At 60.5% G+C, this 24,015-nt stretch carries 23 protein-coding genes; 11 read left to right on the plus strand and 12 right to left on the minus strand.

All coding sequences use genetic code 11. The annotated features are described in order from the left end of the window. Window positions 1–7 precede the first annotated feature (7 nt). From MOQ67_RS10060 to gcl, 7 genes are all read right to left on the minus strand, one after another. Complete coding sequence (locus MOQ67_RS10060; protein ID WP_198717316.1) at window positions 8–1,204, minus strand: MFS transporter; 1,197 nt, start codon at window positions 1,202–1,204, stop codon at window positions 8–10. 322 nt (window positions 1,205–1,526) lie between these two features. Beyond that, window positions 1,527–2,531 (minus strand): sulfate ABC transporter substrate-binding protein, encoded by a 1,005-nt coding sequence (locus MOQ67_RS10065; protein ID WP_017849453.1) that lies wholly within the window; start codon window positions 2,529–2,531, stop codon window positions 1,527–1,529. Window positions 2,532–2,626: 95 nt separating this feature from the next. Then, complete coding sequence (locus tag MOQ67_RS10070; protein WP_102618948.1) at window positions 2,627–3,451, minus strand: ion transporter; 825 nt, start codon at window positions 3,449–3,451, stop codon at window positions 2,627–2,629. A gap of 140 nt (window positions 3,452–3,591) precedes the next feature. Next, window positions 3,592–4,950 (minus strand): glycerate kinase type-2 family protein, encoded by a 1,359-nt coding sequence (locus MOQ67_RS10075; protein WP_198717317.1) that lies wholly within the window; start codon window positions 4,948–4,950, stop codon window positions 3,592–3,594. 132 nt (window positions 4,951–5,082) lie between these two features. Beyond that, entirely contained in the window at window positions 5,083–5,973 is an 891-nt protein-coding gene (locus MOQ67_RS10080) for a 2-hydroxy-3-oxopropionate reductase (RefSeq protein WP_046486391.1), read from the minus strand. A 103-nt stretch (window positions 5,974–6,076) separates the two neighbouring features. Next, a complete protein-coding gene (gene hyi, locus MOQ67_RS10085; protein WP_017849457.1) occupies window positions 6,077–6,859 on the minus strand; it encodes a hydroxypyruvate isomerase in 783 nt (260 codons plus the stop codon). Between the two features lie 10 nt (window positions 6,860–6,869). After that, the gene (gcl, locus tag MOQ67_RS10090) at window positions 6,870–8,645 is read right to left on the minus strand and encodes a glyoxylate carboligase (RefSeq protein WP_017849458.1); all 1,776 of its coding nucleotides are present in this window, start codon (window positions 8,643–8,645) and stop codon (window positions 6,870–6,872) included. Window positions 8,646–8,911: 266 nt separating this feature from the next. On the opposite strand from gcl, the gene MOQ67_RS10095 reads away from it, so the two are divergent. Next, window positions 8,912–9,352, plus strand: a complete 441-nt coding sequence (locus tag MOQ67_RS10095; RefSeq protein WP_057003710.1) for a GlcG/HbpS family heme-binding protein — start codon at window positions 8,912–8,914, stop codon at window positions 9,350–9,352. Window positions 9,353–9,487: 135 nt separating this feature from the next. On the opposite strand, the gene MOQ67_RS10100 is transcribed toward MOQ67_RS10095, so the two are convergent. Beyond that, complete coding sequence (locus MOQ67_RS10100) at window positions 9,488–10,093, minus strand: TetR/AcrR family transcriptional regulator (protein ID WP_017849460.1); 606 nt, start codon at window positions 10,091–10,093, stop codon at window positions 9,488–9,490. Between the two features lie 283 nt (window positions 10,094–10,376). Between MOQ67_RS10100 and MOQ67_RS10105 the strand changes: the two genes are divergently transcribed. The 4 genes from MOQ67_RS10105 to MOQ67_RS10120 are packed head-to-tail and all read left to right on the plus strand — an operon-like array spanning window position 10,377 to window position 13,376. Continuing rightward, window positions 10,377–11,129, plus strand: coding sequence for a transporter substrate-binding domain-containing protein (locus MOQ67_RS10105; RefSeq protein ID WP_198717318.1), 753 nt, complete (start codon window positions 10,377–10,379; stop codon window positions 11,127–11,129). A gap of 17 nt (window positions 11,130–11,146) precedes the next feature. Next, entirely contained in the window at window positions 11,147–11,863 is a 717-nt protein-coding gene (locus MOQ67_RS10110) for an ABC transporter permease (protein ID WP_057003708.1), read from the plus strand. Beyond that, a complete protein-coding gene (locus MOQ67_RS10115; RefSeq protein WP_017849463.1) occupies window positions 11,860–12,582 on the plus strand; it encodes an ABC transporter permease in 723 nt (240 codons plus the stop codon). Before MOQ67_RS10110 ends, MOQ67_RS10115 begins: the two co-directional genes overlap by 4 nt. A 17-nt stretch (window positions 12,583–12,599) precedes the next feature. Then, window positions 12,600–13,376: an amino acid ABC transporter ATP-binding protein gene (locus MOQ67_RS10120; protein ID WP_232925423.1), complete on the plus strand. Its 777-nt coding sequence runs from the start codon at window positions 12,600–12,602 to the stop codon at window positions 13,374–13,376. Between the two features lie 69 nt (window positions 13,377–13,445). On the opposite strand, the gene MOQ67_RS10125 is transcribed toward MOQ67_RS10120, so the two are convergent. Next, window positions 13,446–14,234, minus strand: coding sequence for an MlaA family lipoprotein (locus tag MOQ67_RS10125; protein WP_046384201.1), 789 nt, complete (start codon window positions 14,232–14,234; stop codon window positions 13,446–13,448). Continuing rightward, the gene (locus MOQ67_RS10130; RefSeq protein ID WP_017846756.1) at window positions 14,227–15,525 is read right to left on the minus strand and encodes a serine protein kinase PrkA; all 1,299 of its coding nucleotides are present in this window, start codon (window positions 15,523–15,525) and stop codon (window positions 14,227–14,229) included. The genes MOQ67_RS10125 and MOQ67_RS10130 overlap by 8 nt, the downstream gene beginning before the upstream one ends. 236 nt (window positions 15,526–15,761) lie before the next feature. On the opposite strand from MOQ67_RS10130, the gene MOQ67_RS10135 reads away from it, so the two are divergent. Continuing rightward, entirely contained in the window at window positions 15,762–16,130 is a 369-nt protein-coding gene (locus tag MOQ67_RS10135; protein WP_017846757.1) for a hypothetical protein, read from the plus strand. A gap of 94 nt (window positions 16,131–16,224) precedes the next feature. Here the strand turns inward: MOQ67_RS10135 and MOQ67_RS10140 are convergent, their stop codons facing one another. Next, entirely contained in the window at window positions 16,225–17,778 is a 1,554-nt protein-coding gene (locus tag MOQ67_RS10140; protein WP_198717319.1) for a glycoside hydrolase family 17 protein, read from the minus strand. A gap of 331 nt (window positions 17,779–18,109) precedes the next feature. Between MOQ67_RS10140 and MOQ67_RS10145 the strand changes: the two genes are divergently transcribed. The 3 genes from MOQ67_RS10145 to MOQ67_RS10155 all read left to right on the plus strand — a co-directional run bounded on the left by MOQ67_RS10145 (window position 18,110) and on the right by MOQ67_RS10155 (window position 21,187). Then, window positions 18,110–18,961: a glycine betaine ABC transporter substrate-binding protein gene (locus tag MOQ67_RS10145; RefSeq protein WP_026139996.1), complete on the plus strand. Its 852-nt coding sequence runs from the start codon at window positions 18,110–18,112 to the stop codon at window positions 18,959–18,961. A 259-nt stretch (window positions 18,962–19,220) separates the two neighbouring features. Further along, window positions 19,221–19,532: a DUF485 domain-containing protein gene (locus MOQ67_RS10150; protein ID WP_017846760.1), complete on the plus strand. Its 312-nt coding sequence runs from the start codon at window positions 19,221–19,223 to the stop codon at window positions 19,530–19,532. Next, window positions 19,529–21,187 carry a cation acetate symporter gene (locus tag MOQ67_RS10155; RefSeq protein WP_017846761.1) on the plus strand — a complete coding sequence of 553 codons (1,659 nt, stop codon included), beginning with the start codon at window positions 19,529–19,531 and terminating at the stop codon, window positions 21,185–21,187. The genes MOQ67_RS10150 and MOQ67_RS10155 overlap by 4 nt, the downstream gene beginning before the upstream one ends. Window positions 21,188–21,623: 436 nt before the next feature. On the opposite strand, the gene gltA is transcribed toward MOQ67_RS10155, so the two are convergent. Further along, window positions 21,624–22,913, minus strand: a complete 1,290-nt coding sequence (gltA, locus tag MOQ67_RS10160; RefSeq protein WP_017846762.1) for a citrate synthase — start codon at window positions 22,911–22,913, stop codon at window positions 21,624–21,626. Between the two features lie 363 nt (window positions 22,914–23,276). Here gltA and sdhC point away from each other — a divergent pair, with 363 nt between their 5' ends. Together sdhC and sdhD are read left to right on the plus strand one after the other, a co-directional pair. Beyond that, window positions 23,277–23,651, plus strand: coding sequence for a succinate dehydrogenase, cytochrome b556 subunit (gene sdhC, locus MOQ67_RS10165; RefSeq protein ID WP_017846763.1), 375 nt, complete (start codon window positions 23,277–23,279; stop codon window positions 23,649–23,651). Continuing rightward, entirely contained in the window at window positions 23,645–24,013 is a 369-nt protein-coding gene (gene sdhD, locus MOQ67_RS10170; RefSeq protein WP_017846764.1) for a succinate dehydrogenase, hydrophobic membrane anchor protein, read from the plus strand. The genes sdhC and sdhD overlap by 7 nt, the downstream gene beginning before the upstream one ends. Window positions 24,014–24,015 lie beyond the last annotated feature (2 nt).

Consider the following 24,015-nt stretch of genomic DNA (forward strand, 5'->3'; position numbering starts at 1 on the left):
CATGCCGTCAGGCAGTGACCGCCGAAGTGTGGCGCGAAGCACTGAGAAAGCGCAGCAGCGCCACCAGCGGGAACGCACTGCCCACCAGCATCACGCCCAGCCAGCCGCCGTGTTCGTACACGCTGCTGGCAATCGCCGAGCCGAAGGCTCCGCCGATGAAGATGCTGGTCATGTACAGCGCGTTCAGGCGGCTGCGGCTGTTGGCGTCGAGGGCGTAGATGGCGCGTTGGCCGAGGACCATGTTCATCTGCACGCAGAAGTCGAGGACCACGCCGGTCACCGCCAGGCCGATCACGCTGTACAGCGGGTGGACGAAGGCCGGCAGGAAGCTCAGCACCGCAAACACCATGGCCAGCAGTGACGCGCGGTGGGTGTGGCCGGCATCGGCCAGGCGCCCGGCGATGGGCGCGGCGATGGCACCGATGGCACCGACCAGGGCGAAGATCGCGATCTGGGTCTGGCTCAGGCCATGATTGCGCACCAACTCCAGCGGCGCGGCGGTCCAGAACAGGCTGAAGGTGGCAAACATGCAACCTTGATAAAAGGCGCGCTGGCGCAACAGCGGTTGTTCACGCAGCAGGGTGCCGAGGGAACGCAACAACTGGCCATAGCTGGCGCTGTGGTCGGGCTGGCGCTTGGGGATGGTCATCAGCAAGACCACGCTGATAACGGCCATCAACGCGGCCGCGGCCATGAACATCGCGCGCCAGCCGAAATGGTCGGCGACCACACTGGACACCGGCCGCGCCAGCAGGATGCCCAGCAACAGGCCGCCCATGATGCTGCCGACCACGCGGCCACGGGACTTGGCAGGTGCCAGGTGCGCCGCCAGTGGGATCAGGATCTGCACCGACACCGAACTGAAACCGATCAACAACGACACCAGCAGGAACAGGTTCGGTTGCTCGGTAAACGCCGCGCCCAGCAGGCTGGCGATGGCGATCACGGTGGTGCTGATCATCAGCTTGCGGTTTTCCAGCAAGTCGCCCAGGGGCACCAGGAAGAACAGGCCCAGGGCGTAGCCGATTTGCGTCAGCGATACGATCAGGCTGGCCATGGCGGGCGTCAGGCCGATGTCCGGTGCGATCAGCTCGATGATCGGTTGCGCGTAGTAGATGTTGGCGACGATGGCGCCGCAGCAAAACGCAAACAGCATCACCATCCCGCGGGTCATGGTGCTCGTAGCGTGGGGAGTAGCGTTCATGGTGTTCTCATAAAAGCGAAGGAAGATGGCGAGCGAGAGTAAAGACAAGACACTGCGACGAGTAGGCAGTTGGCGGTGATAACACTCATGCCGTGAAATGATGACTGAAGCCTTGGCGTTGGCTTCGAGCGCCCATGATACATGCAGACGCACCGGCCGAAACAGGCGACCCGGCGGCCTGACAATCATGCTTGGCATCAAACGAATGTGGGAGCGGGCTTGCCTGCAATGCGGACACCCCGGTGTATCGGACACACCCGGGCGACGCTATCGCAGGCAAGCCAGCCCCCACATTGGCTCGCGTTTCTTCAGTGCGAGCGGCTTACTGCTCGTTGTAGATCTGGTCGAACACCCCGCCATCGTTGAAGTGGGTTTTCTGCACGGTGCGCCAGTCGCCAAAGGTCTTCTCGACCGACAGGAAGTCGACTTTCGGGAAACGATCGGTGTACTTGGCCAGCACTTTCGGATCACGCGGGCGCAGGTAGTTGTTGGCCGCGATTTCCTGGCCTTCCGGCGACCACAGGTACTTCAGGTAGTCTTCGGCGACCGCGCGCGTGCCTTTCTTCTCGACCACTTTGTCCACCACCGTGACCGGCGGCTCGGCTTCGGCGGAGACGCTTGGGTAGACCACTTCGAACTGATCGCGGCCGAATTCGCGGGCGATCATTTCCGCTTCGTTTTCAAAGGTCACCAGCACATCGCCGATCTGGTTGGTCATGAACGTCGTGGTCGCGGCACGGCCACCGGTGTCCAGCACGGGCGCTTGCTTGAACAGCTTGCCGACAAAGGCCTTGGCTTTGTCTTCGTCACCACCGTTCTTCAGCACGTAGCCCCAGGCCGACAGGTAGGTGTAGCGACCGTTACCCGAGGTCTTCGGGTTGGGCACGACCACTTGCACACCATCCTTGAGCAGGTCCGGCCAGTCTTTCAGGGCTTTCGGGTTGCCCTTGCGCACGATAAACACGGTGGCCGAAGTGAACGGCGCGCTGTTGTTCGGCAGGCGGGTAGCCCAGTTGTCCGGCACCAGTTTGCCGTTGTCGACCAGGGCGTTGATGTCGGTGGCCATGTTCATGGTGATCACATCAGCCGGCAGGCCGTCGATCACCGAGCGCGCTTGTTTGCTGGAGCCGCCGAAGGACATCTGCAAGGTCAGCTTGTCGTTCGGGTGCTCGGCTTCCCAGTGTTTCTGGAAGGCGGCGTTGTAGTCCTTGTAGAAATCGCGCATCACGTCGTAGGACACATTGAGCAGGGTGGTCGGTGCGGCCTGGACGACACCGGCCAATGCAAGGCCGGCGGCCAGGAGAGAGGCGCTAACGAGTTTTTTCACTGCTCATTCCTTGTTGTTCGAGAGTAGAGAGAAGCACTTTGCCAGCGACTATAGCCGGGGCTGTATATTCGCTTAAAGATTAAAAAGATCTTTGCTTATTCCAGCTTGTTAAACAATGCGTTGCCACACCGCGAACAAAACGCCGCGTTCGCGTCATGGGTGTTTTTCTTGCACACCGGGCAGTCCGTTTGCAACTGTTCACCGCGCATGGCGTTGGCCAGTTCGGCGGTGAAGATCCCGGTGGGCACGGCGATGATCGAGTAACCGGTGATCATCACCAGGGACGAAATCACCTGGCCCAGCGGGGTCTTGGGCACGATATCGCCGAAGCCCACGGTGGTCAGGGTCACGATCGCCCAGTAGATGCCCTTGGGGATGCTGGTGAAGCCGTTCCCAGGCCCTTCGATCACATACATCAAGGTGCCGAACACCGTCACCAGGGTGCAGACGCTGAGCAGGAACACCACGATCTTCTGCTTGCTGCCGCGCAACGCCGACATCAGGTAGTTGGCCTGCTTGAGGTACGGCCCGAGCTTGAGCACCCGGAAGATGCGCAGCATGCGGATGATGCGGATGATCAACAGGTACTGGGCATCGCTGTAATACAGCGCGAGGATGCCGGGCACGATGGCGAGCAAATCCACCAGGCCGTAGAAACTGAAGGCATAGCGCAACGGCTTGGGCGAGCAGTACAAGCGCAGGCCATACTCGATGGCGAAGATGACGGTGAAGCCCCACTCGATGTAGGCCAGTACGGCGGCGTAATTGTCGTGGACTTCCTGGATGCTGTCGAGGATCACCACCACCAGGCTGGCGAGAATGATCAGCAGCAGGGTGCTGTCAAAACGCCGCCCGGCCGGCGTGTCACTCTGGAAAACCATGACATAGAGACGCTGACGCCAGTCGTTGTTGCTGTCCATAACGTTCGCCCCTATCGAATATCGGGCAAGCCTAGGGGGATTCGAACGGGCTGTCCACGCGGGCTTTCGCTGCAGGACAATCTGGCTGAAGCCGTTGAGCAGCGCTTCGGCCCAGTCGGGGCAGGAGGCCCTGACCGGCGCTAGATCAACGTCTGATCGACCCCGGTTGCGCAACCCGCAGTTTCGGCCCTTGCAGGCCCATCGGAATGCTGAAGGGGGCGTTCAACAGGGTGGGTAGCCTCGAGAATCAGAATGGCGCGAAAGTCGTTGACGTTGGTGCGGGTCGGTTCGGTGATGATCAGATCGTCGAGGGCGGCGAAATAGCCGTAGCCATTGTTGTTGTCCAGCTCGTCGCAGGCCGACAGCCCCAGCGCTTCGGCGCGGGCGTAGCTGGTGGGGGTCATGAGCGCGCCGGCGTTGTCTTCCGAACCGTCGATGCCGTCGGTATCGCCGGCCAGGGCATAGACGCCGGGCAGGCCCTTGAGGCTGTCGGTGAGGCTCAGCAGGAATTCGGCGTTGCGCCCGCCACGGCCAGTGCCGCGCACGGTCACGGTGGTTTCCCCGCCGGACAGGATCACGCATGGCGCCGCCAACGGCTGGCCGTGCTGCACGATCTGCCGGGTGATCCCGGCGTGGACCTTGGCCACGTCCCGCGCTTCGCCTTCGAGGTCGCCGAGGATCAGCGGGCTGAACCCGGCCTGGCGGACTTTCACCGCGACCGCTTCCAACGACTGTTGTGGGCGGGCGATCAATTGGAAATGGCTGCGGGCGAGCAGCGGGTCGCCGGGTTTGACGGTTTCCGAGGCCGGGTTCTGCAACCAGCTGCGCACGGACGCCGGCGCGTCGATGCCATAGCGCTTGAGAATGGCCAGGGCCTGTTGCGAAGTGCTTGGGTCGCCGACCGTGGGGCCGGAAGCGATCACCGTGGCCAGGTCGCCCGGCACATCGGAAATCGCGTAGGTATAGACCGTCGCCGGCCATGCCGCCCTGGCCAGTCGGCCGCCCTTGATCGCCGAGAGGTGCTTGCGCACGCAATTCATCTCGCCGATGGTGGCGCCGGATTTGAGCAGGGCTTTGTTGATGGCCTGTTTGTCGGCCAGGCTGATGCCTTCGGCAGGCAGGGCGAGCAACGCCGAGCCACCGCCGGAGAGCAGGAAGATCACCCGGTCGTCTTCGCTCAGTTGGCTGATCAGCGCCAGCACGCGCTGCGCCACTTTGATGCCGGCGGCATCCGGGACCGGGTGGGCGGCTTCGACCACTTCGATTTTCTGGCACGGCGCGCCATGGCCGTAGCGGGTGACCACCAGCCCCGTGACTTCACCGTGCCAGGCGTTTTCCACGACCAGCGCCATGGCAGCCGCGGCTTTGCCGGCGCCGATTACAATCACCCGGCCGCTGCGGTCGGCGGGCAGGTAGGGTTCGAGGACTTGCCGGGGATGGGCGGCGTCAATGGCTGTGGCAAACAGCTCGCGAAGCAGGTGTTGCGGATCGACCGACATAAGCGGGCTCCCGGGGATTTTTTTGTTATTAGAGATGCAGCAATTGCGGCTATTGAAATGCGATCAACCTGTGGGGGGGGGGCGTGCTCCCTCCCACATTTGACGGCATTTCAAAAAGGGCAGCGGTGTGGGTTATTTGTCGCGAATCGAGAAGTTCGCCATATGCTCCAAGCCCTTGATCAACGCCGAGTGGTCCCAGTTGCCGCCCCCGATCGCGGTGCAGGTGCTGAACACCTGTTGGGTGCCAGCGGTGTTCGGCAGGTTGATCCCCAGCTCCTTGGCCCCGGCCAGCGCCAGGTTGAGGTCCTTCTGGTGCAGGTTGATGCGAAAGCCCGGATCGAAGGTGCCCTTGATCATGCGTTCGCCGTGTACTTCAAGGATCTTCGACGAGGCGAAGCCGCCCATCAGCGCTTCACGCACCTTGGCCGGGTCGGCGCCGTTTTTCGCGGCGAACAGCAGCGCTTCGGCCACCGCCTGGATGTTCAGCGCGACGATAATCTGATTCGCCACTTTGGCTGTCTGGCCGTCGCCGTTGCCGCCGACCAGAGTGATGTTCTTGCCCATGCTCTGGAACAGCGGCAAGGCACGCTCGAAGGTCTGCGGCTCACCGCCGACCATGATGCTCAAGGTGCCGGCCTTGGCTCCGACTTCACCGCCGGACACCGGCGCATCGAGGTACTGCGCGCCGGTCTGGTTGATCCTGGCGGCAAAGGCCTTGGTGGCGGTGGGGGAGATCGAGCTCATGTCGATCACCACTTTGTTCGGCGACAGACCGGCGGCCACGCCATCGGCGCGGAACAGCACGTCATCGACCTGCGGGGTGTCGGGCACCATGACGATGATGAATTCGGCTTCCTGGGCGACGTGCTGCGGGGTGGCCAGCGCGATGGCGCCGGCGGCGATCAACTCGGCTGGCGCCTTGCCGTGATGCTCGGACAAGAACAGTTGGTGACCGGCTTTTTGCAGGTTGGCGGCCATGGGTTGGCCCATGATGCCGGTGCCGATGAATCCGATTTTAGCCATGAAGAAATCCTCTTTTTATTCGATAGAGCGCGGTCTGCCAAACACATGGGGTCCAAATGTGGGAGGGGGCTTGCTCCCACAGGTTGGTTGCGTGTTGTGCCTGTCAGAGGGCGTTATGGGTCTTGAGCCAACCCAAACCCGCTTCGGTGGTGGTCAACGGCTTGTATTCACAGCCGACCCAACCCTGATAACCGATACGGTCCAAATGCTCGAACAGGAACCGATAGTTGATCTCCCCGGTCCCGGGCTCGTTGCGACCCGGGTTATCCGCCAGTTGGATGTGGTTGATCTCACCCAGGTGCGCAGCCAGGGTGCGGGCCAGATCGCCTTCCATGATTTGCATGTGGTAGATGTCGTATTGCAGGAACAGATTGGCGCTGCCCACCTGTTCGCGAATCGCCAGAGCCTGCGCGGTGTTGTTCAGGTAGAACCCAGGGATGTCGCGGGTGTTGATCGCTTCCATCACCAGCTTGATACCCGCCGCTTGCAGGGTGTCGGCGGCGTATTTGAGGTTGGCGACAAAGGTCTTTTCTACGATGGCATCGTCCACGCCCTGCGGCCGGATGCCCGCCAGGCAGTTGACCTGGGTGTTGCCCAGCACCTGGGCGTAAGCGATGGCCAGGTCGACCCCGGCGCGGAATTCCTCGACCCGATCCGGGTGGCACGCCAGGCCCCGTTCGCCCTTGGCCCAATCGCCGGCCGGCAGGTTGAACAGCACCTGGGTCAAGCCATTGGCATCCAACTGCGCCTTGATTTCGGCAGAGCTGAATTCGTAGGGGAACAGGTATTCGACGCCTGCAAAGCCCGCATCGGCGGCTGCTTTGAAGCGAGCGAGAAACGCCTGTTCGGTGAACAGCATGGACAGGTTGGCGGCAAAGCGCGGCATAGGGTTCTCCTTAATCGAGCAGGGAAATGGCGGTCGGCGCATCGTTGCCGACCAGGGCCAGATCTTCGAATTCGTTGACGGCGTTGATCTCGGTGCCCATGGAAATATTGGTCACGCGCTCCAGAATAATCTCAACGATCACCGGAACCTTGAATTCTTCGAGCATTTCCTGGGCGCGGCGCAGTGCCGGCTGGATCTGGCCGGGCTCGAACACGCGCAGGGCCTTGCACCCCAGGCCTTCGGCGACTGCGACGTGGTCGACGCCATAGCCATTGAGTTCCGGGGCGTTGAGGTTGTCGAAAGACAACTGCACGCAGTAGTCCATTTCGAACCCGCGCTGGGCCTGGCGGATCAGCCCCAGGTAGGAGTTGTTCACCACTACGTGGATATACGGCAGCTTGAACTGCGCGCCCACGGCCAGTTCTTCGATCATGAATTGGAAGTCATAGTCGCCGGACAGCGCCACCACCTTGCGGCTCGGGTCGGCCTTGACCACGCCGAGCGCCGCCGGGATGGTCCAGCCCAACGGGCCGGCCTGGCCGCAGTTGATCCAGTGACGCGGCTTGTAGACATGCAGGAATTGCGCGCCGGCAATCTGCGACAGGCCGATGGTGCTGACGTAGCAGGTGTCTTTGCCGAACACCTGGTTCATCTCTTCGTACACCCGTTGCGGCTTGACCGGCACGTTGTCGAAGTGGGTCTTGCGCTGCAGGGTGGCCTTGCGCTGCTGGCAGTCATGCAGCCAGGCGCTGCGGTCCTTGAGTTTGCCTGCGGCTTTCCACTCGCGGGCGACTTCGATGAACATCGTCAGTGCGGCCCCGGCGTCGGAAACGATGCCGAGGTCCGGGGTGAATACGCGGCCGATTTGCGTCGGTTCAATGTCGACGTGAATGAACGTGCGCCCCTCGGTGTACACCTCCACTGAACCGGTGTGGCGGTTGGCCCAGCGGTTGCCGATGCCGAGCACCACGTCGGCTTTCAGCAGCGTCGCGTTGCCATAACGGTGCGACGTTTGCAGGCCGACCATGCCTACCATCTGCGGGTGATCGTCGGGGATGGTGCCCCAGCCCATCAAGGTCGGGATCACCGGGATGCCGGTCAACTCGGCGAACTCCACCAGCAGGTCGCTGGCATCGGCATTGATCACGCCGCCACCGCTCACCAGCAGCGGGCGTTCGGCCTGGTCGAGCAGGGCCAGGGCTTTTTCCACCTGGATGCGCGTGGCCAGCGGTTTGGCCAGGGGCAGCGGCTGGTAGGCGTCGATGTCGAATTCGATCTCGGCCATCTGCACGTCGAACGGCAGGTCGATCAGCACCGGGCCAGGGCGGCCGGAGCGCATTTCATAAAAGGCCTTCTGGAACGCATACGGCACCTGGCCGGGTTCGAGGACCGTGGTCGCCCACTTGGTCACCGGCTTGACGATGCTGGTGATGTCCACGGCCTGGAAATCTTCCTTGTGCATCCGCGCCCGGGGGGCCTGGCCGGTGATGCACAGGATCGGAATCGAGTCGGCCGAGGCGCTGTACAGGCCGGTGACCATGTCGGTGCCCGCCGGGCCCGATGTGCCGATGCACACGCCGATATTGCCGGCCTTGGTGCGGGTGTAGCCCTCGGCCATGTGCGAGGCGCCTTCAACATGGCGAGCAAGGACGTGATCGATGCCACCGACCTTCTGCAAGGCCGAATACAGCGGGTTGATCGCGGCGCCTGGGATACCGAAGGCGGTGTCTACCCCTTCACGACGCATCACCAGAACGGCGGCTTCGATTGCTCTCATTTTGCTCATTGTTTTGGTGCCTCTTGCGTTTTGTAATTGTATACAAGTGGTGTTTGGTCGAAGTGTATTCACGGCGAGCGCCACAGGTCAATGCATTTTATTCAGTAGCCTTTGCGTTCGTCGGAAGGTCTTTGCAGGGCATTTTTTCGACATTTGGTAGGTTTTCGCGAAAATATTGTATACAAAAAATAACTCTATTGTGTTCTATTTGTCGCATCCGGTATCTGTTCCAACAGAGCCCACGGCTTTCCCATAACAAGATAAGGACGGCACCCATGAGCGCTTTAACCTTGAAAGTCGCAGTCAACCTGGCCGGCCAGGCCCTCGCCGCAGGCCGCGCCATTGCCTCGGCACCGCTGACCATTGCCGTGCTGGACGGCGGCGGTCACCTGATCACCCTGCAACGGGACGACGGCGCCAGCCTGCTGCGCCCGCAGATCGCCATTGGCAAGGCCTGGGGTGCGATTGCCCTGGGCAAAGGCTCACGCTTGCTCGCGCTGGATGCGCAGCAACGCCCGGCGTTTATCGCCGCATTGAACAGCTTGGGGCAGGGCAGCGTGGTGCCGGCGCCGGGCGGGGTGTTGATTCGGGATCAGGAAGGGCTGGTGCTGGGGGCGATCGGGATCAGCGGGGACACATCGGATATTGATGAGCAGTGTGCGATCACGGCGATTGAAGCGCTGGGTTTGTGGGCGGATGCGGGGGTGTCAGCCTGATTTTTGGATGACTGTCAGGGCCTTATCGGGAGCAAGCTCCCTCCCACCTTTGACTGTGTTCACACATTTCTATTTGTGAATACCGTCAAATGTGGGAGGGAGCTTGCTCCCGATTGCCACAGGCGCCTCGGTATCTCAGTCCGGCGCACAGCCTTTGAGCACCAACCGAATAATCGTCTGCGCCGCCGCCTCGTAATCCGCTTCATCCAATTTGGCCTTGCCGGTCACCGCCGAAATCTGCCAATCAAAATCCGCATACGTCTGGGTCGCGGCCCAGATGCTGAACATCAAGTGATTGGGATCGATCGGCGCAATCAACCCACGGTCCACCCAATGCTGGATGCACTGGATATTGTGCTTGGCCTGGGCGTTGAGTTGCTCGACCTGTTCGGCGCTCAGGTGCGGGGCGCCGTGCATGATTTCGCTGGCGAACACCTTGGAGGCGAAGGGCAGGTCGCGGGAGATGCGGATTTTCGAGCGGATGTAGTTGCTCAGTACCGCCGCAGGCTCACCCTCCGGGTTGAACGGCGTCGAGGCTGCCAGGATCGGCTCGATGATGCTCTCGAGCACTTCGCGGTAGAGGTTGTCCTTGGACTTGAAGTAGTAGTAGACGTTGGGCTTGGGCAGCCCGGCCTTGGCGGCGATGTCGCTGGTTTTGGTCGCGGCGAAGCCCTTGTCGGCAAACTCCTCGCTCGCCGCCCGCAGGATCTTTTCTTTGTTGCGCTCGCGAATGCTGCTCATAAACCAGAGGGTTCCTTGCCATGACAGGCGGTTGCGCATGGTAGCACCGGCCATCCGCGAGCCTCAACAATGTGCCCGCGACACTCTTGGGGTCGATCGTGCATCCTGGTTTTGGCCTACAAAAAACTCGGAAATAGACTATCTGTAAAATATAGACGAATTGTTTAGGTTGGCGTAGTGTCCGCTGGGTCAGTGACTGAGCCTGCGTCAATCACCCGTGTTCCTTCGGGTTAGCCAGGCCTCAGGCACTACGCAGAATAAAAATAATTCGGTAGGTGCCTTCATGAAACAGGTCAAACAGACGCTCTATGCCGTAACGATCACCCTCGGGCTGTTGTCGGTGGCCCATGCGCAGCCGCTGCGTTTCGCCACCGAGGGTGCTTATCCGCCTTTCAACTATGTGGACTCGAATAACCAACTGCGTGGTTTTGACGTCGATATGGCGAACGCCCTGTGCGCCAGGCTCGGCGTCGAATGCACGATTGTTGCCCAGGACTGGGAAGGCATCATCCCGGGCCTGCTTGCGAAAAAGTACGACGCGATCATCGCCTCGATGGCCATCACCGAAGAGCGCCAGAAGACCGTCAGCTTCACCCAGCCCTACAACCGCACGCGCATGGTCCTGGCAGTGCCCAGGGGCAGCGACATTCAGGACGCTGCGCCGGCCACGTTGTCCGGCAAGACGGTCGGCGCTCAGTCGTCGTCCACCCAGGGTATCTACAACCAGGATGTCTATGGCGCCAATGGGGCGCGGGTCAAGTTGTACGTCGGCCAGGACGAGGCCAACAGCGACCTGCTCAACGGCCGCCTGGATGCGGTGGTCAACGACAGCGCGCCGATGCAGGAGTGGTTGAAGAGCACCGCCCCGCAGTGTTGCCGGGTGCTGGCTATCCCCGGTACGCAAAGCGACGCCGGTATTGCCGTGCGCAAGGCCGATGAGGCGTTGCGCGCCAGGCTGAACCAGGCCATCGCGGACGTGATCGCCGACGGCACCTATCGACAGCTCAAGTTGGCCCATGGCCTTGAGGATGATTAAGCGCGGGGGCGTCTTCCATGTTCGAGTCATTAGGGTTGTTGTCGTTGGGCGCCGGTGGGTGGGGCGGCGCGCTGCTGGCGGGCGCAGGGGTCACGATGGCGCTGGCATTGGCGTGTGTGCCGCTGGGGTTGCCATTGGGGTTGTTGGTGGCGCTGTGCAGCAGATCGGCAAACACCACGGTGAGGGCGATGGCTGCGCTGTTCTCCACCTGTTTTCGTGGCCTGCCGGAGTTGCTGACGTTATTGATCGTGTATTACGGCATCCAGATCGCGCTGCAGAAGTTCCAGGCGTATTGGGGCGGTTCGGCCGAGTTTGGCATCAACGCGTTCGTGGCGGCGGTGATCGCGTTCAGCCTGGTGCTGGCGGCCTTTTCCAGCGAGGTATGGCTGGGGGCATTGAAGACCGTGGCGCGCGGCCAGTACGAAGGCGCCCAGGCACTGGGCTTGAGCCGCAGGCACACGTTTTTCAAGGTGGTGCTGCCGCAGGTGATGAGGATCGCCTTGCCGGGGCTTTCGAACAACTGGTTGAGCCTGCTCAAGGACACGGCGTTGGTGTCGACCATTTCCCTGGTGGACCTGATGCGCCAGACCAGCCTGGCGGTGAACGCCACCAAGGAACCGATGCTGTTTTATCTGGCGGCGTGTGGCCTGTACCTGCTGCTGTCGTCGATGTCGGGGTTTTGCATCGCGCAGCTTGAAAAGCACTACGGCCAGGGCCGGGAGCGTGCCTCATGATGGGGGGCGAGCGTTTTGCCGAGTGGCTCGGGCTTGAACTGCTTCAGCGCTACGGTGCGCAGTTGTTCGATGGCTTGTTGCTGACCCTGCAATTGGTGGCGATATCCAGCAGCGCCGGGATGGTGCTTGGCGTGCTGTTGGCGTTGGGCAGGACTTCACGCTGGCGTTTATTGCAGTACGGGTGCAGGGCCTATCTCTACTTTTTCAGGGGCTCTCCGTTGTTGGCGCAGTTGTTCCTGATCTATTACGGCTTGGGTTCCTTCCACGGTTTCTGGCGCGACCTTGGCCTGTGGGGCTGGTTCGGCGACCCGTGGTTTTGCGCTGTGCTGGCGTTCACCTTGAATACGGCGGCCTATCAGGCCGAGATCTTTCGCGGCGGGTTGCTCTCCGTGCCCCGTGCCCACTATGAAGCCGCGACGGTGTTGGGGTTGAGCCGCACCACCACGTTTTTCAAGGTGACCTTGCCGCAGGTGCTCATCGTGACGGTGGGGCCACTGGGCAATGAACTGATTTTGATCATCAAGGCCAGCGCGATTGTGTCGCTGGTGACCTTGCTGGATTTGATGGGTGTGGCCAAGTTGGCGTTCTCACGCACTTTTGATTTCCAGGTGTATGTGTGGGTGGCGCTGGTCTACCTGCTGGTGGTCGAGTGTGTCCGGCGAGCGGTGAACCGGATCAATCGTCGACTCACCCGCCACATGCGGCCAACTGACGAATGATAAGGAAGGGTGGATACATGGGGTCATCAGGGGAGTTTGAGCGGTCGATCTGCGCGCCTGCGCCGGTGGTGATCGACGTCGAAGGGCTGAGTAAATGGTACGGCCCATACCAGGTGCTGCACGGTATCGACCTGCGCGTGGTGCAGGGCGAGCGGATTGTGCTGTGCGGCACCTCGGGCTCCGGCAAGTCCACGTTGATCCGTTGCCTCAATCGTCTGGAACCGGCGCAGCAGGGCCGAATCCAGGTGCTGGGCGCCGACTTGAGCGCTTCGCCGACGCTCTGCCGCGTGGCCTTGCGTGAGGTCGGCATGGTGTTTCAGGGCTTCAACCTGTTTCCGCACCTGACCGTCTTACAAAACTGCATGCTGGCGCCGATGTCCGTGCGCGGCATGCCCCGCGACAGCGCGCAGGACCAGGCGATGGCGCTGCTGAAAAAAGTCGGGATCGATCAACACTGGAAAAAATACCCGGCGCAATTGTCGGGCGGCCAACAGCAGCGGGTCGCGATAGCCAGGGCATTGTGCATGACCCCGAAAATCATGCTGTTCGATGAGCCGACGTCGGCACTGGACCCGGAGGCTGTCGGCGAGGTGCTGGACGTGATGGTCATGCTCGCCGAAAGTGGCATGACCTTGCTCTGCGTCACCCACGAAATGGGCTTTGCCCGGCAAGTCGCCGGGCGTGTGCTGTTTCTCGATGGCGGGCGGATCATCGAAGACCAGCCGCCGGAGGCGTTTTTCACTGCGCCACGCACACCTCGCGCGCAAGCGTTTCTGGCGCAGGTGCTGGGGTAGGCGGCTGGTATCGAGCAGGCAAAAAAGCCATTCGAGCGCGTCGAATGGCTTTTTTACCGCGCGCCGCGCTTATTCGGCAATCTGCAACTTGCGCGATTCCGTATAGATGTAGCGCACCTTTTCGTACTCGAACGGCGAGTTCAACTGACCGTAGCGGAAGCTGGTCTGGTAACGCTTGTCGACCACGCGCAGGGCCCAGATCTCCGGATGGTTGGAGCTGACTTCGGAGACGTTCAGGAAGTTGATCTGCGATTCGGCGCTGTAGTCGACCACCAGGCCGCTGGTATCGCGCAGGTTCGATGGGCCCAGGATCGGCAGCACCAGATAGGCGCCGCCAGGCACGCCATAGAAACCCAGGGTCTGGCCGAAGTCTTCGCTCTGGCGCGGCAGGCCCATGGCGGTAGCCGGGTCCCACAGCCCGGCGACGCCGATGGTGGTGTTGAGCAGCAGGCGCCCGGTGGTTTCCAGGGAGCGGTGACCCTTGAGTTGCAACAGGCTGTTCAACAGGTTGGGCACATCGCCCAGGTTGTTGAAGAAATTGCTTACGCCGGTACGCAGGAAGCTCGGCGTGACGTAGCGGTAACCGTCGACCACCGGCAGGAACACCCATTGGTCGAAGCGGTAGTTGAAGTGGTAAACGCGACGGTTCCACGATTCCAGCGGGTCGTACACGTTGAGGGCGGTCAGTGACGAGCGTTCGAATTCGCGCTGGTCCAGGCCCGGGTTGAACTTGAGCTTGCTCAGCGGCTCCTTGAAGCCGTCGGCACCCACGACGGTGGGCGCGTGAGCCTTGCTGTTGTCGGCATTGGCCACGCTTGCGCACATCAGGGCGGCAAGCAGCAGAAGATATTTAGCCACGGAAAAACTCCAGCATGGCGTCGGCGTTGACGCGGTAGTTGAGGTTGCCGCAATGGCCGCCCAGCGGGTAGACAGTCAAGCGATCGCCGAAGGTTTGACGCAGGAAGCCGAGGTCGCCCGGGCCGAGGATCAAGTCGTCGGCGTTATGCATGACGGCGATTTTCGGGCTGGTGTGCAGGTAGTCCTTGAGGGCGTACAGGCTGACCTGATCGACCAATTGCAACAGGCTGCCGCCATCGGAACGGGCGCGCCACATCGGGATGACCTGTTCGGTGAGGTAGCAATCGAAGTCACATTGCAGCGCGCGCTTGAGGAACGGCGTGAGGCTGGTGCCTTCGGTGATCGGGTACTTCGGCGGGATGATCAGGCCGCGGCGGTTGATCAGGTCTGAGGTGAACGCGATGTCGGCCGCCGAAAAACGGAACGTGGTGCCGATCAGCATGGCCATCTGTTCGTTGGTCAGGTGTTGCTTGGAGTTCTGGAAGTCGTAGAGCAGGGCGTCGTTAAGGTCGATGTAGCCCTTTTGCTGGAAGTAGCGGGTCAGCTTGTTCAACACCAGTTCATAAAAGGTCGTGGTGTTGTTGATGCCCTTGACCTCGGTCTGCACCAGCTTGTCGAGGTTGGTGATCGAGGTGTACAGGTTGACCGGCGGGTTGAGCAGCAGCACTTTCTTGAAGTTGAAGCTGCGGCGGGTTTCGTCGAGCTTGCTGACAAAGGCCGCATCCAGCGCACCGAGGCTGTAGCCGCTGAGGTAAAAGTCGGTGACCGGCAGTGAGGCGTTCTGCGCGCGCACTGCTTGCATCACGCGGTACATGTCTTTGGCGTCTTCCTGGGTGATACCCGGCGTGGCGAAGCGCGAGGCGGCGCTCATGAAGTCGAAGCTGGTCGGCGATGACAGTTGCACGACGTGGTAGCCGGCCTGGTAGTACAGTTTTTTCAGGTATTCGTTGATGCTGCTGTCGAACCGCGCACCGGTGCCCGAGATCAGGAAGATCAGCGGCGCGGCGCGGTCTTGCTTGGCGATGCGGTAGGTGAGTTTCTTCACTGCCCAGAAGTTGTCGGGCAGGCTGAACTCGCGCTCGGGACGCATGTTCAGGGTGTAGTCGGACTGGTTGATTTCGTCGTCGCTCGGCAAGCTGGGCCGAAGGTCAGGCGGCGTGGTGGCGATGGTCGCTTCGAACGGGTTGGTCAAAGGGAAGCCATAGCTGGCCTGGTCGATGTCGACGGCCAGTGCTGACGCACTCAAAAAAAGGCTGCCCAGCAAGGCAGCGCAGCGCAAGGAACGGAGCATGACTTAATCCCTAAGAGGAAACGTGCTGAATGAAGTTCGCAGGCTATGACCACCGCGTTGCCACCGAAGTGCCAGCCATCGGCACGAAAAGTCGGATAAAAAACGTCGGAGTCGGGGTAATAGTAGGCAGAAGATACACTTTGCCGCGTATTGATGGACACTTATCTGCGTACACATCTTGCTAACGGCCACCGGGGGATTAAGCTGAGCGCCGTTTTTGCCTATCGGAGTGTTCCATGTCCCGCCGCTTGCCGCTGACCCTACTGCTCATTGCCTTGCCGTTATGGCTGGCCGCCAGTTATGCCGCGCGTTACGGCTTCATGGAGGATGGCCGGTGGGTTGGCATTTGCGCGGATGAAGCCAGCCGTTGGGAATGCCAGGTGCGTTCGAACCTGGGCTTGATGATTCACTTCCAGGTGATGGGCTGGGCTGCACTGATCGCGTCGGTGCTGGCGTTTTTCGTGCCGGGCCGTGCGGGGTGGGGGTTGGCGGTGCTGGGGCTGGTGTTCGGGTTGCCGGCGTTGGCGTTGTACAACACCACATTTGCGGTGTTTGCGGTGGTCATTGCCGGGTTGCGCTTGGTCCGCAAGCCACGGGCGGCCTGATAGGGCCAATCGGGGGCAAGTCGAATCGTCGCACCGCCCCTTCCACATGGGAACGCGTTCCAAATGTGGGAGGGGCTTGCCCCCGATGGCACTCTTAAGCCTTGCGCATCCGCAAGCACCGCCACAAAGCCACAACCATCAACCCACTGACCAGCGCCCAACCCCATGCCTGCTGGTTCAACAGCCCTTCGCGGAACAGCTGCGGCGCAATGCCAGCACCGATGATAAAGGCCAGTAGGGCAATTTCCCGACGTGCCCCGGTCACCGGGCGAATCAGATAGACCAGGGCAGGCAGCACCAGCGCCGCACTTGGGAAGCTGCGGTAGCGCGGGTCAAACACCAGCGCCAGCATCATCACCGCGCCAGCGAACCCGGCGATTGCCACCAGCCAGCCCGCGCGCTGTTCCAGCCAGTTGAACGCCCGCTCGCGCCAACCCTCGCGGCTGCTCAAGGCCAGGGCCGCATGTGCCAGTACCAGCAGGTTCAACGCGACCAGCAGCCCCGCCCACACCCATTCATCATTGAAGCGTGCGGTTACGCGGGTCAGTTCGGCCCAGGTGCCGATGGAACAGGCGGCGACGGCCCCGAGCAGCGGCAGCAGCCAGGCGGCGCGCACGCTGCGCACCCGCCCGCCGAGCGCCAGGGTGCCCAGCAGGATGAGTCCACCGACTCCCAGCCACCGTGGCCAGTACGGCACGTTGGTCACCGGGCCGGCGAGGATGCCTTTGTCCTGGCGATCGGCATCGAACAAGCCCCAGTAACCGCCGACAGCGCCTTCACTGGCACGCTTCCACGGTTGGTCGAAGGCTTCGATCAGGTTGTAGTGCCAGCCATTGGCTTCGGCCATGGCCACGAAACCGCGCATGAACTTGGCCTCATTGACCCGGCTCGGCACCGCGGTTTCGCGCTGGCGGCCTTCGCTGGGCCAGCCGGTCTCGCCGATCATTACGTCCTTGGGTGCGAATTTATTGCCGAAGGTCTGGCGCACATCACCGACATGCTTGAGTGCCTGGTCGATTCCCGAGGGGGCGTCTTCCCAGTACGGCAGCAAGTGGATGGTCAGGAAATCCACCGCCGGGGCAATTTCCGGGTGTTGCAGCCAGAATTCCCAGACGTCGGCATACGTGACCGGCTGCTTGATCTGGCTTTTGACCTTATGGATCAGCTTCACCAACTGTGCGGCCGTGACTTCCTTGCGCAGCAGGGTTTCGTTGCCGACGATCACCGAAGTCACCACGTCGGCGTTGGCGTTGGCCGAGGCGATCAAGGCGTCGACTTCTTTTTCGGTGTCGACCGGGTTGCCGTTGACCCAGGCGCCGATCATCAGTTTCAGCCCGTGCTTGCGCGCCAGGTCCGGCAAGGCCTCCAGGCCGGTCATGGAGTAGGTGCGGATGCATTCGAAGCGGGTGGCCAGCAGGGCCAGGTCGGCGTCCATGCGCTCGGGGCGCAGCTTGAACGGCTGGTCGAACGGTGATTGGTCCTTGTCGAACGGTGTGTAGGAGGCGCATTGCAGTTTGTGGCTGGCGCTGGCCGCGTCCGGCAGCACCACTGGCCGGCCGAGGCCATACCAGTACCCGACCAGCGCAAGCAGGCCGAGGATCAAGGCGAATAAATAGGGCAGGGCAGGGAAGCGGGCAGTTGCGGGCATGGTCGGCTTATCTGGGGAGCAAAGGCGCGCATCTTACCCGGATTTGTCGCGTCCCAGTGGGGCTGCATGATTTAGACATGCAAAGTTCGGGCGGGGTATGAGGTGAGCGTCCCATAACAGCGATAGCTGGCGATGTGATGTCGTTTCTTGCTTACCTGAGGTCGCTGACAGAGCAGGACAAAGGCCCCGGCAGGTTGATGATCGAAGTATCAGCACTCCACTGATGTCGTTGCCGCCGGATCGATGCGCGTGAAGGGGGCGTGGCGCACCACATAACAACAGGTTGACGTCGCTCGACATCCGTCGGGCGCAGCACTTTCGGGGAAGTACGATGAAGATGCGACGACTCTTGGGCGCAGTTGCCACTCTGGTAGTTGCGATGAGCTCCACACTGGCCAGCGCCGACAGCAAAACCCTGAGCATCGGCTACGTGGACGGTTGGTCCGACAGCGTTGCCACCACTCATGTGGCGGCAGAGGTGATCAAGGCAAAGCTCGGTTATGACGTCAAGTTGCAAGCGGTCGCCACCGGGATCATGTGGCAGGGTGTTGCCACCGGCAAGCTCGACGCCATGCTCTCTGCCTGGCTACCCGTGACCCACGGTGAATACTGGGCCAAGAACAAGGACAAGGTGGTCGACTACGGCCCCAACTTCAAGGATGCGAAGATCGGCCTGATCGTGCCGGAGTACGTCAAGGCCAAGTCCATCGAAGACCTCAAGACCGACACCACCTTCAAGAACAAGATCGTCGGTATCGACGCCGGTTCAGGCGTGATGCTCAAGACCGACGAAGCGATCAAGGCCTATGGCCTGGACTACAAGCTGCAAGCCAGCTCCGGTGCCGCGATGATCGCCGAACTGACCCGCGCCGAAGACAAGCAGGAATCCATTGCAGTCACCGGGTGGGTGCCGCACTGGATGTTCGCCAAGTGGAAACTGCGGTTCCTGGACGATCCAAAAGGGATCTATGGCGCTGCTGAAACCGTCAACAGCATCGGTAGCAAGGGCCTGGAGAAGAAAGCCCCGGACGTCGTGGCGTTCCTGAAGAAATTCCAATGGGCTTCCAAGGACGAAATCGGTGAAGTCATGCTCGCCATCCAGGAGGGCGCCAAGCCCGATGCAGCCGCCAAGGACTGGGTTGCCAAGCACCCTGAGCGGGTTGCCGAGTGGCTCGCCAAGTAACCCCCCTTTGATGTAACCCCTTGTGGGAGGGGGCTTGCCCCCGATAGCGATGGATCAGTCAGATCATCAGCGACTGACACACCGCAATCGGGGGCAAGCCTCCTCCCACATTATTTTCGCCGCCCGCAAATGTTTCTGCGCCCTCGCAAACCCTCGCTACACTCCCTCTAATACTAAGGTCGTCTGGAACCTGCCCCGTAGCCGCATACAGTGGCTATTGTTTCAATAATAACAAAGCTGTGCTGCGAGGATAAAAACAATGAACGACAGCATTTACCTCTCGATTCAAAACAGCCCGCGCTTCAAGGAGCTGGTTAGAAAAAGGGAAAGGTTCGCCTGGATTCTCTCGGCGATCATGCTAGGGCTTTACTCCGGATTCATCCTGTTGATCGCCTACGGGCCACAATTGCTGGGAGCTAAGATCAGCTCCACTTCGTCCATCACCTGGGGAATCCCTATCGGTGTCGGGCTGATTCTATCGGCCTTTGTCCTCACTGCGATCTACGTGCGACGCGCCAACGGCGAATTCGACGATCTGAACAATGCGATTCTCAAGGAGGCTGCGCAATGATCCGTCGTCTATTGGCTGTACTGGGTGCTTCGGTCTTCGCGCCTGCTATATGGGCGGGGGAGGCGTTGACCGGTGAAGTGCAAAAACAACCGCTGAATATTCCAGCGATCCTGATGTTCGTGGTCTTTGTCGGCGCGACGTTGTGCATTACCTACTGGGCGTCCAAGCGCAACAACTCGGCGGCCGACTATTATGCGGCCGGCGGCAAGATCACCGGTTTCCAGAACGGCCTGGCGATTGCCGGCGACTATATGTCGGCCGCGTCCTTCCTGGGTATTTCCGCACTGGTATACACCTCCGGCTACGACGGCCTGATCTACTCGATCGGCTTCCTGGTGGGCTGGCCGATCATTCTGTTCCTGATCGCCGAGCGCCTGCGTAACCTGGGCAAATACACCTTTGCCGACGTGGCGTCCTATCGCCTCGGGCAAACCCAGATCCGTAGCCTGTCGGCTTGCGGTTCGCTGGTGGTGGTGGCGTTCTACCTGATCGCGCAGATGGTTGGCGCGGGCAAGTTGATCCAGCTGCTGTTCGGTCTTGATTACCACGTAGCGGTGATCATGGTGGGTGTCCTGATGTGCCTGTACGTGCTGTTCGGCGGCATGCTGGCGACCACCTGGGTGCAGATCATCAAGGCAGTGTTGCTGCTGTCCGGCGCCACATTCATGGCAGTCATGGTGATGAAGCACGTCAACTTCGACTTCAGCACGCTGTTTTCCGAGGCGATCAAGGTTCACCCTAAAGGTGAAGCGATCATGAGCCCTGGCGGTCTGGTGAAAGATCCGGTCTCCGCGTTCTCCCTGGCTCTGGCACTGATGTTCGGTACCGCCGGCCTGCCGCACATCCTGATGCGCTTCTTCACCGTGAGCGACGCCAAGGAAGCGCGCAAGAGCGTGTTGTACGCCACTGGTTTCATCGGCTACTTCTACATCCTGACCTTCATCATCGGTTTCGGCGCGATCCTGCTGGTCAGCACCAACCCGGCGTTCAAGGATGCTGCAGGCGCCTTGCTCGGTGGTAACAACATGGCGGCGGTTCACCTGGCCAACGCGGTGGGTGGCAGTATCTTCCTGGGCTTCATCTCGGCTGTGGCGTTTGCCACCATCCTCGCGGTGGTTGCGGGCTTGACCCTGGCCGGTGCTTCGGCGGTGTCCCATGACCTGTATGCCAGCGTGATCAAGAAAGGCAAGGCCAACGACAAAGAGGAGATTCGCGTCTCGAAGATCACCACTATCGCCTTGGCGGTGCTGGCAATCGGTCTGGGTATCCTGTTTGAAAGCCAGAACATTGCGTTCATGGTCGGCCTGGCGTTCTCTATCGCTGCCAGCTGTAACTTCCCGGTGTTGCTGCTTTCCATGTACTGGAAAAACCTCACCACCCGTGGCGCAATGATTGGCGGCTGGCTCGGGTTGGTCAGTGCTGTGGGCCTGATGGTCCTGGGGCCGACCATCTGGGTGTCGATCCTGCATCACGAAAAAGCCATCTTCCCGTATGAGTACCCTGCGCTGTTCTCGATGTTCATCGCGTTCGTCAGCATCTGGTTCTTCTCCATCACCGACAAGTCGGCGGCGGCAGTCAAGGAACGGGCGCTGTACTTCCCGCAGTTTGTGCGTTCGCAGACTGGCCTGGGGGCGAGTGGGGCGGTTTCTCACTAAGGTTGTAGCTCAATAGGAAATGCCCCGGTCGATAGGCTGGGGCATTTTTTTTGGCTGGAGTTTTGTGGTGGCTGGGCCATTGCTATCGGGGGCAAGCCCCCTCCCACAGTTGGTTGCATTTCAAGGTGGGTAGTCGGTCAGGTTTTGGGGGGGTAATAGGAAATGCCCCGGTCGATAGGCTGGGGCATTTTTTTTGGCTGGAGTTTTGTGGTGGCTGGGCCATTGCTATCGGGGGCAAGCCCCCTCCCACAGTTGATTGCATTCCAAGGTGGGTAATTGGTCAGGTTTGGGGGCTTAATAGGACGTGTCCCGGTCGATAGGCTGGGGGCTTGCTCCCGATAGCTGAATTTCAGACAAAACAGTTTCTTGGTTCTTGCACAAATAAAAACGGCCTCCATGAAGGAGGCCGCTTTTTTATTGCGCGTCAGTCAGATGCTTACTTGCGATCTTCCAACTTGGTAATGTCACGCGACTCGTAGCCGGTGTACAGCTGGCGCGGGCGGCCAATCTTGTACGGGCTGGAGAGCATTTCTTTCCAGTGGGAGATCCAGCCCACGGTCCGCGCCAGGGCGAAGATCACGGTGAACATGCTGGTTGGAATGCCGATCGCCTTGAGGATGATCCCCGAGTAGAAGTCGACGTTCGGGTACAGCGAGCGTTCGATGAAGTACGGGTCGGTCAGAGCGATCTCTTCCAGGCGCATGGCCAGTTCGAGTTGCGGATCGTTCTTGATGCCCAGTTCCCTCAACACTTCGTCGCAGGTCTTCTTCATGACGGTGGCGCGCGGGTCGCGGTTCTTGTAGACCCGGTGACCGAAGCCCATCAACTTGAACGGATCGTTCTTGTCCTTGGCCTTGGCGATGTATTTGTCGATGTTCGAGACATCGCCGATTTCATCGAGCATGGTCAATACGGCTTCGTTCGCACCGCCGTGGGCAGGGCCCCACAGCGCGGCGATACCGGCGGCGATACAGGCGAACGGGTTGGCACCCGAAGAGCCGGCCAGACGCACGGTAGAGGTGGAGGCGTTCTGCTCGTGGTCGGCATGGAGGATGAAGATCCGGTCCATTGCCTTGGCGAGCACCGGGCTGATCGGTTTGATCTCGCACGGGGTGTTGAACATCATGTGCAGGAAGTTTTCCGCGTAAGTCAGGTCGTTGCGCGGGTACATCATGGGTTGCCCCATGGAGTACTTGTAAACCATTGCGGCCAGGGTCGGCATCTTGGCAACCAGGCGGATCGCGGAAATTTCGCGATGCTGCGGGTTATTGATGTCGAGGGAGTCGTGATAGAAGGCCGACAGGGCGCCGACCACGCCGCACATGACGGCCATCGGGTGGGCGTCGCGACGGAAGCCGTTGAAGAACGTCTTCAACTGCTCGTGAACCATGGTGTGGTTCTTTACAGTACTGACAAACTGGGCTTTCTGCTCGGCGGTTGGCAACTCGCCATTTAGTAGCAGATAGCAGGTTTCCAGGTAGTCCGATTTCTCAGCCAGTTGCTCGATCGGGTAGCCCCGATGCAGCAAAATGCCATTATCGCCATCAATATAGGTAATCTTCGACTCGCATGAGGCAGTCGACATGAAACCTGGGTCGAAAGTGAAACGGCCCGTGGCCGTCAGGCCCCGTACGTCGATAACATCAGGACCAACGGTGCCGGTTAAAATGGGCAGCTCGACGGGGGCTGCGCCCTCGATGATCAACTGCGCTTTTTTGTCAGCCATGTGGCCTCCTATTTATGCTTCAAATCATCAGACAGACCCCCCACGCAGGGCCCGCACCACTATAGTGAGATAAATTCAGATGTCAATTTGCCTAAAGTCTTGCCCCAGAAGGCTTTAACCGGACTTTTTCCTCGAAATTTACCGCCATTTACGCCTTTTATCCTGCCAACGCAATGCGCTATTAGGGTGAGGTCAGCGCGTTGTCATTAGTAACCTAACTGTCTATACTCGGCCACCGACCGCCAAGGGCTTTTGGGCTTGCTTTCATTGGGGGTCGCACTCCCTGGGTGGTGTTACCTGACCAGTCCGCTCCCCAACAACTTTGCCCTGATTGTTAGGGGCTCTTCAGTGTGAAAAAAAGCCGTGAATAGCCAACGACCTGTAAACCTAGACCTAAGGACCATCAAACTCCCCATCACCGGCGTTACGTCGTTCCTGCACCGTGTTTCCGGCATCATCCTCTTCCTGGGCCTGGGCTTCATGCTTTATGCATTGAGCAAATCCCTGGGTTCCGAGGAAGGTTATGCCGAGGTGAAGGCATGCTTGACCAGTCCGCTGGCCAAGTTCGTAGCATGGGGCCTCTTGTCCGCTCTGCTGTATCACTTGGTAGCCGGCGTGCGCCACTTGATCATGGATATGGGCATCGGTGAGACGCTGGAAGGCGGCCGCCTGGGCTCGAAAATCGTCATCGCCGTTTCCGTGGCGCTGATCGTTCTGGCAGGAGTTTGGATATGGTAACCAGCGTAACGAATCTGTCGCGTTCGGGCCTCTATGACTGGATGGCACAGCGTGTGTCTGCGGTCGTTCTCGCGGCTTATTTCATTTTCCTGATCGGATACCTCGTCGCCAATCCGGGCATCGGCTATGAGCAATGGCATGGCCTGTTTTCCCACAATGCGATGCGAATCTTCAGTCTGCTGGCCCTTGTAGCCCTGGGCGCTCACGCCTGGGTCGGCATGTGGACCATTTCGACCGACTACCTGACGCCGATGGCGCTGGGCAAGTCTGCGACAGCAGTACGGTTTCTCTTCCAGGCAGTATGCGGCGTCGCGATGTTCGCTTACTTCGTCTGGGGTGTGCAGATTCTTTGGGGTATCTGATC

The sequence above is a fragment of the Pseudomonas sp. LY-1 genome, assembly GCF_053502595.1.

What these genes read in the sequence shown, in the direction of transcription:
- gltA (WP_017846762.1), bottom strand. Translation starts at nt 22,913, where the DNA reads ATGGCTGACAAAAAAGCGCAGTTGATCATCGAGGGCGCAGCCCCCGTC.
- MOQ67_RS10135 (WP_017846757.1), top strand. Translation starts at nt 15,762, where the DNA reads ATGTCCCGCCGCTTGCCGCTGACCCTACTGCTCATTGCCTTGCCGTTA.
- sdhD (WP_017846764.1), top strand. Translation starts at nt 23,645, where the DNA reads ATGGTAACCAGCGTAACGAATCTGTCGCGTTCGGGCCTCTATGACTGG.
- MOQ67_RS10070 (WP_102618948.1), bottom strand. Translation starts at nt 3,451, where the DNA reads ATGGACAGCAACAACGACTGGCGTCAGCGTCTCTATGTCATGGTTTTC.
- MOQ67_RS10150 (WP_017846760.1), top strand. Translation starts at nt 19,221, where the DNA reads ATGAACGACAGCATTTACCTCTCGATTCAAAACAGCCCGCGCTTCAAG.
- MOQ67_RS10080 (WP_046486391.1), bottom strand. Translation starts at nt 5,973, where the DNA reads ATGGCTAAAATCGGATTCATCGGCACCGGCATCATGGGCCAACCCATG.
- MOQ67_RS10105 (WP_198717318.1), top strand. Translation starts at nt 10,377, where the DNA reads ATGAAACAGGTCAAACAGACGCTCTATGCCGTAACGATCACCCTCGGG.
- MOQ67_RS10075 (WP_198717317.1), bottom strand. Translation starts at nt 4,950, where the DNA reads ATGTCGGTCGATCCGCAACACCTGCTTCGCGAGCTGTTTGCCACAGCC.
- MOQ67_RS10155 (WP_017846761.1), top strand. Translation starts at nt 19,529, where the DNA reads ATGATCCGTCGTCTATTGGCTGTACTGGGTGCTTCGGTCTTCGCGCCT.
- MOQ67_RS10110 (WP_057003708.1), top strand. Translation starts at nt 11,147, where the DNA reads ATGTTCGAGTCATTAGGGTTGTTGTCGTTGGGCGCCGGTGGGTGGGGC.
- MOQ67_RS10130 (WP_017846756.1), bottom strand. Translation starts at nt 15,525, where the DNA reads ATGCTCCGTTCCTTGCGCTGCGCTGCCTTGCTGGGCAGCCTTTTTTTG.
- MOQ67_RS10140 (WP_198717319.1), bottom strand. Translation starts at nt 17,778, where the DNA reads ATGCCCGCAACTGCCCGCTTCCCTGCCCTGCCCTATTTATTCGCCTTG.
- MOQ67_RS10115 (WP_017849463.1), top strand. Translation starts at nt 11,860, where the DNA reads ATGATGGGGGGCGAGCGTTTTGCCGAGTGGCTCGGGCTTGAACTGCTT.
- MOQ67_RS10060 (WP_198717316.1), bottom strand. Translation starts at nt 1,204, where the DNA reads ATGAACGCTACTCCCCACGCTACGAGCACCATGACCCGCGGGATGGTG.
- MOQ67_RS10120 (WP_232925423.1), top strand. Translation starts at nt 12,600, where the DNA reads ATGGGGTCATCAGGGGAGTTTGAGCGGTCGATCTGCGCGCCTGCGCCG.
- gcl (WP_017849458.1), bottom strand. Translation starts at nt 8,645, where the DNA reads ATGAGCAAAATGAGAGCAATCGAAGCCGCCGTTCTGGTGATGCGTCGT.
- hyi (WP_017849457.1), bottom strand. Translation starts at nt 6,859, where the DNA reads ATGCCGCGCTTTGCCGCCAACCTGTCCATGCTGTTCACCGAACAGGCG.
- MOQ67_RS10100 (WP_017849460.1), bottom strand. Translation starts at nt 10,093, where the DNA reads ATGAGCAGCATTCGCGAGCGCAACAAAGAAAAGATCCTGCGGGCGGCG.
- MOQ67_RS10095 (WP_057003710.1), top strand. Translation starts at nt 8,912, where the DNA reads ATGAGCGCTTTAACCTTGAAAGTCGCAGTCAACCTGGCCGGCCAGGCC.
- MOQ67_RS10145 (WP_026139996.1), top strand. Translation starts at nt 18,110, where the DNA reads ATGAAGATGCGACGACTCTTGGGCGCAGTTGCCACTCTGGTAGTTGCG.